We start from the raw sequence: 13,115 nt of genomic DNA, 5'->3' as shown, positions 1-13,115 counted from the left end.
ATGAAGAAATTATATTACCTGATCGTTGTTGTCTTTATTTTTATTTCAGGGGTATCGCAGGCTCAAATCAATTACCAGCAGCAATATCTGAATGCGAAGAACCTGTATAAGGAAGGTCAGTACGCACTGGCCATGGAAGCATTCAAGCCGCTCATCAAGCGCGACCCCCAGAATCCTTTTGCCGCGTATGCGTCCTATTTTTTAGGTGTATCCACCTACAAGGCCGGATATGAGGAGCAGGCAAAGGATGTCTTTTTGCAGACACGGGAGCGATTCCCCAACTGGTCGAAAATTGATGAGGTTAACTATTGGCTGGCGAAGTCATACTTTGATAATAATGATGATTTTCTGGCTATGAACGTCATTGCCGGTATCAGAGATCCTCAGATAAAGAACGATAGTGAGGGACTGATTTATAATTACCTCATGCCAGACACCACGCCCGAAGAAATGAAGGCCTTGTATGACCGATACAAATCTCCGGTGATCGGAAAGATCTATGCCGCAAAATTAAGTTCAGTAGCACTGGATAAGGAAGGTCGGGAAACATTGGAAAACCTGGTGAATACCTATAATCTCGACCCGGATAAATACCTGGCTACGGCACATGCTTCAGAAATTAAAGATTCCTACAAAGTTGCGGTGATGATGCCTTTTCTCATCAAATCATTAAAGCCCAATGATAAGAAGAGGGTGAATGAATTTGTCATTGATATGTACAAGGGGTTGAAGCTTGGGTTTGACAGTTTGCGTTCAATAGGAATCGATATTGAGGTTTATGCCTACGATACACAGCGGGATACAACAGTTACCCGTGCAATTTTGCAAAAGGACGAATTGAAGGGTATGGATCTGATCATCGGACCATTATTTCCGGATCCGACCAGGATGGTGAATGAATTTAGTCAGCAATACGGGATTAACATGTATAATCCACTGACCAGCGCTCCCGATTACCTTGCCAATAATCCTTTTTATTTCATGTATAACCCGTCGGTTCTTACTATTGGCGAGGTAATGGCCGATTACGCCTTTGAAAAATATGGCAGTAAACCGGGAATCGTATTTTACGGCGAAACAAGTAATGATCGTTTGCTGGCCCAGTCATATGCCGACCGCTACAGTGAACTGGGTGGAAAACTCTCGATTATTGAAGCGATCAATAAGGATCGAACACGGAAAGTTCTGGAGATCCTGCTCTCAAGTGAGAGTATTAAGGAGGCTGCTTCTGAGGAGGGGCGTGAAAATATGGCAATTCAACCTGACAGTATCGGGCATGTTTTTGTTGCATCGTCGAATAGTCTGATTTTTTCAAAGGTGATAAGTGCAGTGGAAACGAGGGGTGATTCTATAAAGATTATGGGTGCTGCCGACTGGATGGATCAACCGGTTGTAAATTATGAGGTATATGAACGACTGGGAGCAATCCTTTATGCTCCAGGTTATGTTAACAGACAGGCCCTTAATTACTCCGATTTCAGAAAGAAATACCTGAGGAGGCATCGCGAAGTACCTACAGATTATTCAGAAAAGGGATTTGAAATGGCCATGTTCCTGGGTCAGAGTTTAAAGAATTATGGAAACTTCCCTCAGGTGGGGTGGAATGAAAACGGAAGAATGAAGGGAGTCATTACGCCTGGGTTTGAATACAACAATGCGCAGGATAACCAATTGGTTCCGGTACTGGAGGTTAATAAAGATGGAATCAGGACTGTGATTCGGGAACGACAGAAGGAGGAAAGTAAATGATAACTGAGCGGAGCAAGCACCTTTTTGAAGAAGCTAAAAAATTCATTCCCGGAGGAGTAAATTCACCTGTCAGGGCTTTTAAAGCTGTCGGTGGAGATCCGCTGTTTATTCAGCGTGCCGAAGGCGCCTACGTATTCGATGAAGACGGAAACCGATTTATCGAATTAATTAATTCATGGGGCCCGATGATCCTGGGGCATGCTCATCCGATCATTGAAAATGCGGTGCGTGGAGCTATTCATGATTCACTTTCTTTCGGCGCTCCTACAGAAAAGGAAGTGCAAATGGCTGGTTTGATCACCGGGATGGTTCCTTCCGTTGAAAAAGTAAGAATGGTAAATTCCGGAACGGAAGCTACCATGTCGGCCATACGCGTAGCACGCGGTTTCACTGCCAGAAACAAGATCATAAAATTTGATGGATGTTATCATGGTCACGGGGATTCCTTTTTGATTGCTGCCGGAAGCGGTGCGATGACGATGGGCACGCCGGACAGTCCGGGTGTCACACCAGGAACCGCAGCAGATACACTGATTGCCGCATTCAATGACCTGGAATCTGTTTCCCGGCTGGTAGCTGAAAACCCGGAACAGGTTGCGGCCATTATTGTAGAGCCTGTGGCAGGTAACATGGGATGCGTTTTGCCTGCCGAGGGATTTCTGGAAGGGCTTCGTACTATATGTGATGAAGCCGGAATCGTATTGATTTTTGATGAGGTAATGACAGGCTTTCGCCTGGCCCCTGGTGGTGCCCAGGAACGGCTTGATGTATTGCCCGATATGACGACACTGGGTAAGATAATCGGCGGTGGAATGCCGGTAGGAGCGTATGGCGGTAAAAAGGAAATTATGGACTTTGTATCTCCACAGGGACCTGTTTACCAGGCCGGTACCTTATCGGGTAATCCTATTGCGATGGCAGCGGGGCTTGCTATTCTCCAGTACCTTCGTAATCATAATGAAGTTTACTCAAAGATTGAAGAAACGACTGCAACAATCGTTTCGGGATACAGGGAGATTTTAAAGGAGATTGGAAAGGATTATACCATCAACTCCATTGGTTCCATGGTGAGCCTGTTTTTTAGTGAAGCGCCTGTTACCGACATGAATTCTGCGAAAAAATGTGATACTGCATTGTTCGGCAGGTATTTCAGGGGAATGCTGGAAAAAGGTGTCTACCTGGCGCCATCGCAGTTCGAATCATTATTCATTTCTACGGCAATCAATCAGGCAGAAACAGATCATATTCTTTCCGCGACCAGGGAAGTTCTTAAGTCCATTCATTAATACATCATGAATGATGCAATCATTTCAAGAATGAAAAAGGTTGTGATCAGGATCAGGTAGATGAAGCCGACCATATTGAATTTCACAAGCGTTTTAAACCATCCCTGTTTGTATACCCTTAAAAATGATAGATAGGCGTAAGTAGTCACCAATACAAAAATCAGGAAATTGATGAACATGCTAACTCCGTCATTTTTAATTACGAAATAGGTAAAGATCAGCGTAATTCCATAGATAAAGTAGGCAAACGAATGTAGATGAAAGCCATGAATGATGTGATTTATATAGAGAAACGGTCGACGGATGTACAATAACTTTAAGATGGCTGCGAAAATGGGAATCAAAATCAGCATCATGATGGGCAGATTTTTAACGATAAAGGCACCTACCTGTTCCCGTTCAGCTCTCATTATCTTAATTCCTTGTGTAGCGGCATAGCGCTCAAATCCTGTTATTGGTTCCGTGCTTAAGGAGTCTATAATCTCCTCTTCCGTAAGCTCTTCATTTTTCGACATCTTATAAACCTGGTCGAACTGATCAAACAAAAAGAAACTTGTGCTTGTATCAAGACTTACACTGGTCCTGATGGGCGCACCATCCCCCGAGATATCAATTTTCTTTATTGCACTTGAGTCAAGCGGGTTAAACAGAAGCGAGTCGAACATAAAGGAGTTCAGTTTATTCTGGAGTTCTGCACGTTCTTCAGCAGTCGTATTTTCCCGGATTGCACGGGATAGCGTTTTGTAATCAGCTTCTCCACTTTCGTCCATTTCCTGTAAAACATCTTCCATGGATTTGGCTGAAAGGGTTTCTTTAAGAATTTCCTGTTCATTTTTGTCAAGGAAAGAAAGGTTTGCGGTATCCTCAACTGACTTCTGAAACTCACTTGTCTGTTGAAGCATATCCTTCACCACGAGCGTGCAAACGAAGAAATAGAATAAACTGACGATCAGGTAAACGCGCAACGGATGAGCGTAAGTCATTCTCTTTCCTTCCATGTACCGGTTGGTGAGAAAACCCGGTTTAAAGAGGAACGGAACAGCACTTTTGGCGAATCTTGAATCGAAAGCAAAATAATTCGAAAAGAAATCATTGATCAATGTGCCGAAGGAGACGTTATTGTCATTATTCTCCTGACCGCAGATCGGACAAAAGTTGTACACACTGTCGAGTGAGGCGCCGCAGTTGAGGCAATTATTTTGTTTTCTTCGTATTTTCATGGGGTAATGATCTCCGGAAAATATTAAAAAAAATGATCAATACCGGGGATTGTTTAAAATTAATGGCGTGAATTGTTATTCAGTCAATACTGTCATAAATAGGGTGTCTCGTAAGGTATAGTGCATTTTTGTGTTGTTTGACTAGGAAAAATGCCTTACATTGGACATTATTTTGTTATACGATCGTATCATTTTTTAACTTTGAGTTCGTGAAGAAGTTATTATTATTTTTTGCTTCGCTGTGCTTTATTTCATTTTCCCAGGCACAGGACCGTCGGGATAAAGTCCCCGTAACCTACGAGGAACTTTATGATGAGCCATACTCAATCAGTAAGCTTTTCGTTCATTTTCAGCCTATTTACGGTGAATTATGGAAAGCGAATGTGAATGCTGGTTTTGGTTTGGAGGCTACCTACATCTGGCAGGATAAAATGACTTTTCGTGCACATGCCCGTAAGAGCTACACCCGCAAATTCGACCTATCAAGGGATCTGGCGGAACGAAATAATGATATGGAGAATGAAGCCAATATTTTTAATCTCTATGAATTCGGCGCCACCTATCATTTAAAAGATTATGATAAGAGTTCCACAACGAAGATGGTTCTCTACAAAAAAAGTTACAAAGACGGAAAGTGGGCTGCCAGGGTTCCCTTAAATGCAGAAGTACCGTGTACCCTCCGAAAGATTGTGGGCATTCGCCTGGGAGGGATATTCTATGATACTTCAGTGGATTTAAAAAGCGCGCTGGAAGATCAGGGCGGCAACGTAACTGATTTTGTAAATGCGGAAGGAAACCCTTTACCGGCAACGTTACCCGATGAATTTGGCGATCCGCGTGATATTTTTGTTTACGGCAACATGGCCGGTGCGGGTGTATATGTTGGTTCGTCCATCACATGGATCCGAAACGTAGCGGTGGATTTTGACAATAACTACCAGGAAGGTGTGGATGATCTTATTTTAACCGCATTTTTTGACTTCATTATTACCCCCAAGCTTACCGTGGATGATGTTTTCTTTCAGGGAGAAGCATACGCCTCAGATGTCGTTGAAACCAGCAAGGTAGGTTTCAGACTTGGTCTGGAAGGCAAGTTTAACCGAACCCTGTCATGGGCGTATGGTGGCGAAATCGGGATGCGTCCCGGACTTAAAAAGCGTGGATTTTATGCTGCCATTAAGGTTAGTTTCCCGGTATTCTCCACCAATCTTGATTACTCTGTCGAAGCATTCGGTAAGTAAGAACTATTCTTTTTCAAGAAGCCCTCTTCTGATCTCACAGGAAGGGGTTATTCCTGCTTTCAGTGAGTCGGCCACGGAACAGTATTTTTCAAGGCTTAAAAGGACGATTTTCTCAACCTCTTCGATATTTGCATCAGGGGAGGTAATGATGAAATGCAGACGTATGGCTGTATAGCTCCTGGGAGGATTTTCATTTCGGTCTCCTTCAGCACGAATTTCCATGGCCTCAAGCGTTTTGCGCCTTTTCTTTATCATCAGGGCAACCTCTACGGCCACACAACCAGACAGGGCTGAAAGAACGAGTTCCATAGGACCCAGATGCTCCTTGTCACCTTCGCGCATATCAATTCGTGCTGAATGCCCGTAATCATTTTGGGCGCTGTAAACATAATCTGTAATATGAGTTGTTGTGATAGCCATTCAATTGGTATTTTAGTTCGATGAAAGATCTTTCCAAAATTAAAGGGAAAATTCGGGATATCAGGAATTTTCCGAAAGAAGGAATTGTATTTAAGGACATCACCCCGTTGCTGGCCGACCATGAAGCGTGTGCCGAAGCCGTGGAGGGGTTGGCAGAACCGTTTCAGAATAACCCTCCAGATGCAATAGCAGGGATCGAATCACGTGGGTTTCTATTCGGGATGCTGCTCGCCATGCATTTTGGGATTCCCTTTATTCCTGTTCGTAAATCGGGAAAACTCCCTTATGAGAAGATCTCCCATTCTTATTCACTGGAATACGGTGAGGCTACTATTGAGATTCACACGGATGCCGTTTGGCCTGGTTGTAAGGTATTGATTCATGACGATCTGCTCGCCACCGGCGGCACTGCGGCTGCGGCAGCAAATTTGATTGAGAAATTAGGCGGGGTCGTACATGGGTATTCATTCCTCATCGAACTTGAATTTTTGAACGGCAGTGAGAATCTGACCAGTGCATTTAAACATTCCCTGATTCGTGTTAAATAATTCAAACAATGTGAATTGATGGGTGTTAGTGAGAAGATGCATGAGACAAAGAAATTTCCAATATTTCCATTGAGCATTTTGCCACTCCCGGGCGAAATTGTGCCCTTGCACATTTTTGAGCCGAGATACAGGCAATTGCTGGAAGATCTGGAAGCAGGAGACGGCCTTTTCGGAATTTTATATTCCGGTCTTAACAACCGATACCAGTTGGGAACCATCCTGAACCTGGAACAAGTTATGAAGAAATATCCCACCGGTGAATCGGATATCGTCTGCCGGGGAGGAGACGTGTTTATTTTGGTGGATTATTTCATGAATTACCCTGGTAAACTTTATCCCGGGGGGAATATTCACATCCTCGATTTTCCGGATTTTCCTGTTGGTAATGAGCTTGACGAGATTTTCAGGTCTTATATGACCGACAAGGATCAATCAAACCTCGGTGATATCCTCATGATAAATGATGTGGCGAATGAACTGGATCTTGATATCCAGGATCGCCTTTCATACCTCCAGATTCTTCAGAAAGATAAAAGAGAAAAATTTCTGTTCGAACGTGTCCGTTTTCGAAAACACGTGCTTGATCAGGAAACCCGAACTAATAAATTCTTTATTTATAATTAATTGCCGAACGGGTTAAGGGCATTCATTGCGCGTTTTCCTCCACCCATTTTGTTCATCGTCTTCATGACCTTTTTCATGTCCTGGAACTGCTTCAGCAAATTATTCACTTCCTGAACAGAAGTTCCACTTCCGTCGGCAATGCGTTTTCTCCTGCTGCCGTTGATGATTTCAGGGTTCTCCCGCTCAGCCGTGGTCATGGACCGGATAATCGCTTCTACGGGTTTGAATGAATCGTCGTCCACATCAATGTTTCGCAAGGCCTTACCCATACCCGGTATCATTCCAAGCAGGTCCTTGATATTTCCCATCTTTTTGATCTGCTCAAGCTGGGAAAGGAAATCGTTGAAGTCGAATTGATTTTTCCGGATTTTTTTATTCAGCCGGCGTGCCTCATCCTCATCAAATGACTGCTGTGCTTTCTCAACCAGGGAGACCACATCACCCATGCCCAGGATCCGGTTAGCCATTCGATCAGGATAGAACTTATCGATGGCATCCATTTTTTCACCTGTGCTGATGAATTTAATCGGTTTTTCGACTACACGGCGTATTGAAATGGCAGCACCACCTCTTGAATCACCATCGAGTTTGGTAAGCACAACACCGTCGAAATTCAGACGTTCATTAAATGCCTTTGCTGTATTTACTGCGTCCTGTCCGGTCATGGAATCAACCACGAACAGGGTCTCTGAAGGACTGAGCGCCTCTTTCAGGGACGCGATCTCATTCATCATTTCCTCGTCCACTGCCAAACGGCCGGCCGTATCGACGATTACAATGCGCTTGTTGCTTTCCCGTGCGAATTTGATTGCTTTATTCGCTATGTCAACCGCATTCTTGTTTTCAGGTTCGGCGAATACCTCCACACCGATTTGCTCTCCAAGTACCTGCAACTGATTGATCGCTGCAGGGCGGTAAATATCACAGGCAACCAGCATGACCTGTTTGCCTTGTTTTTTTAGATAATTTGCAAGTTTTCCTGAGAAAGTGGTTTTACCGGAACCCTGCAAACCTGCAATCAGGATGACTGCCGGATTACCCGTCAAATCAATCTCTTCATTGCTCCCGCCCATCAGGCGTGTCAACTCATCGTTCGTGATCTTGGTCAGCAACTGACCCGGAGAGACGGCGGTTAACACATTCTTACCGAGTGCCTGTTCCTTAATTTCATCCGTTACCTCCTTGGCAACCTTAAAATTAACATCGGCATCGATCAATGCTCTGCGGATTTCCTTCACCGTTGTTGCCACGTTCACTTCTGTGATGGTTCCCTGGCCTTTCAGGGTCTGGAATGCTTTCTCTAGTTTTAGACTTAAATTATCAAACATATTATCAGCTCTTTTGAATAGTCCGGCTTTCACCAGCAGTTTGCAAAAATAGGGATTTCACGAGTTTTATGATAATAACCCAAATGAATTCCTCAGATTTGTATAAAGAATGGACGAGGCTGACCAGAGCTAATCGATGAATGTCTGATATCGACGGTGAGATTCCTCCCATTTTATCGAAAGAAGGGGTAATTCCTTATTTTTACTGAAATTAAATTTTTTAAAATTCGTGATTGAAGCACCTATCTACGGTTTAATACTTGCCGGTGGTCCGAGTACCAGAATGGGCGAAAATAAAGCCGAACTCATTTACCATGACCGGCCTCAGTGGGCCTATTCTGCGCAGTTGATCGCGCCTTACTGCCGCGAGGTTTATTTTTCTGTTCGTAACGATGATCAAATAGCCGACATGCCGGCCGAGCTGATGCTGAGGGACAAACCGAATATCACCGGCCCTGTTGCCGGAATCCTGGCAGCGATGGAATCGAATGAGCGTGCCGCATGGATGGTTCTGGGGATTGATATGCCGGGTGTGGATCGCGCATTGATCAATCGTATATTCCGTCAGCGTGATGCGAATAAAGGTGTCACCTGTCTTATGCGCGATGGCAAAGCCGAACCCTTGTTAAGCATTTGGGAACCAACCGTTCGCGACAGGCTGCAGAAATATGCCTCATCAGGAAAGAGCAGTCTTCGACAGTTTCTTCAGCAAGAGGACATACATATCATTGTGATTGATGATGCCATGTCCTACAAACTCGATAGCATCGATACGCCGGAGGAACGCCAGAATTTTTTACGGAAAGGGCGTAAATGATCGGCTGTCTAATTTTTTAAACGTGGGGATTCTTTTCTAATTTACAGGTCAGCTTAAGCGTTCATTATGCGAAAAATATCTTTTCAGGCCCATATTCTGCCTCATCTCGTTGCCATTGTGGTGTTTTTGGTGGTAACAGTTATCTTTTTCTCTCCTGTTTTCTTTAGCGGACGATCACTGGATCAACATGATATCAATCAGTGGAAGGGCGGAGCTCAGGAAATAATTCAAAACCGAGAGTTAACGGGAGAGGAGCCACTTTGGACCAATTCCATGTTCAGTGGAATGCCGGCTTACCTGGTTGACGTAAAATGGAGTGACAGCCTGCTGACAAACTTTAAAATTGCGGTTTCCCTCGGTTTGCCGCATCCGGTACGGAATATTTTCCTCGCCATGTTGTCCTTTTATATTCTGCTACTGGCTTTTAAAGTAAGGCCCTATCTGGCGATCGGGGGGGCACTCGCATTCGGGTTAAGCAGTTATTTTATTATAGGTATCGCCGCTGGTCATAATGCCAGAATCGGTGCCATCGCGTTTATGCCACTTGTGCTGGCCGGGATTCACGTGGCATTTAAAAGGAATCTTTGGTTAGGCGGCGGATTAACCGCACTTGCGGTGGCACTACAGCTTCGCGATAATCACCTGCAGATAACATATTATCTGCTGTTTTTTGTGGTGCTGTATGGGATCATTCAGCTGATTCAATTCGTCCGCTCTGGAGATCTGATGGGTTTTGTGAAGCCTGCAGGGGTGCTGGTTGTTGCCGCACTTCTTGCCTTTGGAACCTTCTACGGTAAATTCAAGTCCATTTCCGAATATAGCCGGTATTCCATGCGCGGGGTTTCGGAACTCAAGGCCGATGTTAACAGCGGTGAAAATGAGTCTGGCCTGAAAAAGGATTATGCCTTTCAATATTCCTATGGCCTCGATGAACCCATGACCTTATTCATTCCGGCATTCCTGGGGGGCACCAGTTCCCATCTTTTCGTTCAGGATGAGGATAGTGAAACTTTGCAGGCTCTTCGAACTGCTCCCGATCCGCAGCTGGCAAATCAGCTGGCGCGTTATTCTGGTGCTTACTGGGGGCCACAACCGTATTCGTCACCATATTATGCAGGTGCGGTCGTTGTTTTCCTCTTTGTGCTCGGCATTCTGTTTGCCGAAAAGCGATATGTGATCTGGCTGGTGAGTATTTCCGTCCTTGGGGTTCTGTTGGCTTACGGGGATAGTCTTGCATGGTTCAACTATGCCATGTTTGATTACTTTCCTGGTTATAATAAATTCAGGTCAGTCACTTTTGCCATCATACTGCCGTTGCTGGCCATGCCATTGCTAGGAATGCTCGGACTGGAGCGCCTTTTGAGCCTGAAGCCTGATCAAAAGACCAGAAAAAAATTACTCATTGGCATCGGTATTCCCGCAGGTATCTGCGTGCTTGTTGTTCTTTTCGCCGGAATGGCTGGTTTTACAAGGGCGGGCGAGGAGCAATTGCCACAATGGTTCTTAAATGCACTGCAGGCAGACAGGGCTTCCCTCATGCGCTCAGATGCACTTCGCTCACTGGTTATTGTCGGAATAAGTGGTATACTGGTTTATTTTGGCTGGATAGGCAGATTAAAGCCGTTGATCTGGATGGGTGGCTTGGTTATCCTGATGCTCGCCGATGCATGGATGGTTGATGCACGATATTTTGGCGAAGACAATTACCGGAGAAAATCAGATAATAGTTTTCTTACCGCCACGAATGCTGATAAGGAAATATTAAAGGATAAATCACCCGGATACCGGGTACTGAATCTTCAAAACCCGTGGAGCGAGGCCCGGACTTCCTATTTTCACCAGTCGTTGGGTGGGTATCACGGTGCGAAGATCCGTCGATACCAGGATCTGATCGACTATTGCATTGATCCTGAAATTCAGGAAATGATCCAGGGACTGCAATCGGGTAATCCCGACCTTTCCGGGTATGGAGTGCTCAATATGCTCAATGCGAAGTATATTGTTTTCGGTCCGGAGCGTGAGAATATTATCCCGAACAATACCGTGAATGGCAACGCATGGTTCGTGACTTCTGTACGATCTGTTGAATCTGCGGATGCCGAGTTGCAGGCGACATGTGAAATAAATACCCGTGAGACAGCTGTAGTTGATGCGAGTAAGTTCGGCGGTTTGAAAAGTACCTACAACGAGGGTTCGATTGAGGTAGAATCCTATCTGCCCAACAGGATCGTTTATAAAACCGAAAATGCTTCTGATGGTCTCGCTGTCTTCTCTGAAATTTACTACCCCCATGGCTGGAAAGTAACCATCGACGGGCAGGATGCATCCATGCTCCGGGCGAATTACGTGCTCAGGGCACTGGAGATACCCGCTGGGTCACATACAGTAGTATTTTCGTTTGAACCCACGGTTTATGCGGTAGGTAATACAGTGATTTTAATTTCGACGATCGTGTTGATCTTAGGTTTTTTTATCGCTGTGGCTTACAGTATTCTTCAATGGCGACGAACTGCTGCCTGATCGATGGCGGCGATCCTCGTTAGTAGCGGCGGATGTGAATAATTAACAAAGACATAGGCAGGATGGGGGTAAAGGTTGCTCAGGTTATCTACCGAGAGCTTCTTCAGTGCATTTTTCATGGCCTCTGGTTTAAAGGTAACGGAAGCAAATTCGTCTGCCTGGAATTCATGTTTTCTGCTTATGAGATTTGAGATAATGCCCAGAACAGTAGAAATGGGTGAGTACAGCAGTGTGAAGGTGAGCAGGTTGAGGTGAATTCCATAACTATTTGCTCCCAGTGCCACAGAAAAGGATTCATTAAAAATCACCCTGGACATGATGAAGAGCATCAGGCCGGTTTGGGCGATGCTGAGGATAAATCCCTTGATGATGTGATTTCGTTTATAATGCCCGATCTCATGGGCCAGTACCGCTACAAGTTCGGCGGTTGTGTGATTCTGAATAAGGGTATCATAGAGGACAACTTTTTTTCGTTTGCCAAGTCCGGAAAAAAAAGCGTTTGACTTTGAGCTGCGTTTTGATCCGTCAATAACATAGATATTCTGAATAGGAAACCCCACATTCCTGCTGTAAGATTCAATGGCTGTTTTTAACTCACCATCTTCAAGCGGAGTCAGTTTATTAAACAGCGGGACGATCAGTGTGGTATAAAACGCATTGATAAACAAGATAAAGAGAGCGGCTACAATCCAGAAAATCCACCAGAAGTCAGGCCCCATTCGTCCGATCAGAAAAATCAATAACAGAAGTATTGGGATGCCGATCAGAGCTCCGAGCAGATACCCTTTAATTTTGTCAAGAAAGAAAGTTTTTATGCTGGATCTGTTGAAGCCGAACTTTTCCTCGATCACAAAGGTCCTGTAATATTGAAATGGTAAAGTAAGGATGTCTGAAGCAATAAAGATCACCCCAAAAAATGCAACCGGTATCCAAAGTTCGCTCTGAACAAACTGGCGGATGTATTGGTCAATCAGGCCGAAGCCGCCAAACATCAGCATCAGAAAGGTTGCTATGAAGCCCACAGTGCCTGTGAGCAATCCGAATTTTGTGACTTCCCGATTATATTTTAGTGATTGTTCATAGCGGGCGTGGTCATAAAATGAACTAACCTCCGACGGAATGTCCTTTTTCCGACTTTTGATGTTCAAAAAATCCAGTACTGTTTCCAGGATAAATCCGGCTGAAACGATGACCAGGATGAGCGTAAGTATTGCTGAAGGGTCCTTTAACATATCTGAGAATTTGTCCCAATTTGGGAATAATTCCAAAAATGGGAATATAAGCCACTTTAAAAAGTCGGTTTTGAGCGAATTTAAGCTATTTATCTCTTTGGTATTGATTTTGGCATAGGAATGTCAACAT

11 protein-coding genes are annotated in these 13,115 nt (G+C 44.6%); 7 read left to right on the top strand and 4 right to left on the bottom strand.

The features are described 5' to 3' along the window. Both LDX50_RS22455 and hemL read left to right on the top strand, forming a co-directional pair. A complete protein-coding gene (locus tag LDX50_RS22455; RefSeq protein ID WP_225698455.1) occupies positions 1-1,749 on the top strand; it encodes an outer membrane protein assembly factor BamD in 1,749 nt (582 codons plus the stop codon). Continuing rightward, positions 1,746-3,035: a glutamate-1-semialdehyde 2,1-aminomutase gene (gene hemL / locus LDX50_RS22450; protein ID WP_225698454.1), complete on the top strand. Its 1,290-nt coding sequence runs from the start codon at positions 1,746-1,748 to the stop codon at positions 3,033-3,035. The genes LDX50_RS22455 and hemL overlap by 4 nt, the downstream gene beginning before the upstream one ends. Here the strand turns inward: hemL and LDX50_RS22445 are convergent. After that, entirely contained in the window at positions 3,032-4,255 is a 1,224-nt protein-coding gene (locus tag LDX50_RS22445; RefSeq protein ID WP_225698453.1) for a DUF3667 domain-containing protein, read from the bottom strand. The two genes, hemL and LDX50_RS22445, sit on opposite strands and share 4 nt — an antisense overlap. 209 nt (positions 4,256-4,464) lie before the next feature. On the opposite strand from LDX50_RS22445, the gene LDX50_RS22440 reads away from it, so the two are divergent. Continuing rightward, complete coding sequence (locus LDX50_RS22440; RefSeq protein WP_225698452.1) at positions 4,465-5,496, top strand: hypothetical protein; 1,032 nt, start codon at positions 4,465-4,467, stop codon at positions 5,494-5,496. Between the two features lie 3 nt (positions 5,497-5,499). Here the strand turns inward: LDX50_RS22440 and LDX50_RS22435 are convergent, their stop codons facing one another. Then, complete coding sequence (locus LDX50_RS22435; RefSeq protein ID WP_225698451.1) at positions 5,500-5,916, bottom strand: OsmC family protein; 417 nt, start codon at positions 5,914-5,916, stop codon at positions 5,500-5,502. 20 nt (positions 5,917-5,936) lie between these two features. Here LDX50_RS22435 and LDX50_RS22430 point away from each other — a divergent pair, with 20 nt between their 5' ends. Then, positions 5,937-6,464 carry an adenine phosphoribosyltransferase gene (locus LDX50_RS22430; RefSeq protein WP_225698450.1) on the top strand — a complete coding sequence of 176 codons (528 nt, stop codon included), beginning with the start codon at positions 5,937-5,939 and terminating at the stop codon, positions 6,462-6,464. Positions 6,465-6,482: 18 nt separating this feature from the next. Next, positions 6,483-7,088 carry an LON peptidase substrate-binding domain-containing protein gene (locus LDX50_RS22425; protein WP_225698449.1) on the top strand — a complete coding sequence of 202 codons (606 nt, stop codon included), beginning with the start codon at positions 6,483-6,485 and terminating at the stop codon, positions 7,086-7,088. On the opposite strand, the gene ffh is transcribed toward LDX50_RS22425, so the two are convergent. Beyond that, positions 7,085-8,416, bottom strand: a complete 1,332-nt coding sequence (gene ffh / locus LDX50_RS22420) for a signal recognition particle protein (RefSeq protein WP_225698448.1) — start codon at positions 8,414-8,416, stop codon at positions 7,085-7,087. The two genes, LDX50_RS22425 and ffh, sit on opposite strands and share 4 nt — an antisense overlap. Before the next feature lie 229 nt (positions 8,417-8,645). Between ffh and mobA the strand changes: the two genes are divergently transcribed. Together mobA and LDX50_RS22410 are read left to right on the top strand one after the other, a co-directional pair. Next, on the top strand, positions 8,646-9,233 hold the full coding sequence (mobA, locus tag LDX50_RS22415; RefSeq protein WP_225698447.1) for a molybdenum cofactor guanylyltransferase: 588 nt from the start codon (positions 8,646-8,648) through the stop codon (positions 9,231-9,233). A 66-nt stretch (positions 9,234-9,299) separates the two neighbouring features. Further along, positions 9,300-11,753, top strand: coding sequence for a YfhO family protein (locus tag LDX50_RS22410; RefSeq protein WP_225698446.1), 2,454 nt, complete (start codon positions 9,300-9,302; stop codon positions 11,751-11,753). On the opposite strand, the gene LDX50_RS22405 is transcribed toward LDX50_RS22410, so the two are convergent. Then, positions 11,729-12,985: a M48 family metallopeptidase gene (locus tag LDX50_RS22405; protein WP_225698445.1), complete on the bottom strand. Its 1,257-nt coding sequence runs from the start codon at positions 12,983-12,985 to the stop codon at positions 11,729-11,731. The two genes, LDX50_RS22410 and LDX50_RS22405, sit on opposite strands and share 25 nt — an antisense overlap. Positions 12,986-13,115: the final 130 nt, after the last annotated feature.

It is taken from the genome of Fulvivirga sedimenti (assembly GCF_020328055.1).
Note: the sequence above shows the minus strand (reverse complement) of the source record. Positions and strands in the feature narration are given on the sequence as shown.

Excerpts from the sequence above, each read along its gene's own strand:
- LDX50_RS22430 (WP_225698450.1), top strand. The coding sequence starts at position 5,937 with ATGAAAGATCTTTCCAAAATTAAAGGGAAAATTCGGGATATCAGGAAT.
- LDX50_RS22405 (WP_225698445.1), bottom strand. The coding sequence starts at position 12,985 with ATGTTAAAGGACCCTTCAGCAATACTTACGCTCATCCTGGTCATCGTT.
- ffh (WP_225698448.1), bottom strand. The coding sequence starts at position 8,416 with ATGTTTGATAATTTAAGTCTAAAACTAGAGAAAGCATTCCAGACCCTG.
- LDX50_RS22425 (WP_225698449.1), top strand. The coding sequence starts at position 6,483 with ATGGGTGTTAGTGAGAAGATGCATGAGACAAAGAAATTTCCAATATTT.
- LDX50_RS22455 (WP_225698455.1), top strand. The coding sequence starts at position 1 with ATGAAGAAATTATATTACCTGATCGTTGTTGTCTTTATTTTTATTTCA.
- LDX50_RS22435 (WP_225698451.1), bottom strand. The coding sequence starts at position 5,916 with ATGGCTATCACAACAACTCATATTACAGATTATGTTTACAGCGCCCAA.
- LDX50_RS22410 (WP_225698446.1), top strand. The coding sequence starts at position 9,300 with ATGCGAAAAATATCTTTTCAGGCCCATATTCTGCCTCATCTCGTTGCC.
- hemL (WP_225698454.1), top strand. The coding sequence starts at position 1,746 with ATGATAACTGAGCGGAGCAAGCACCTTTTTGAAGAAGCTAAAAAATTC.
- LDX50_RS22445 (WP_225698453.1), bottom strand. The coding sequence starts at position 4,255 with ATGAAAATACGAAGAAAACAAAATAATTGCCTCAACTGCGGCGCCTCA.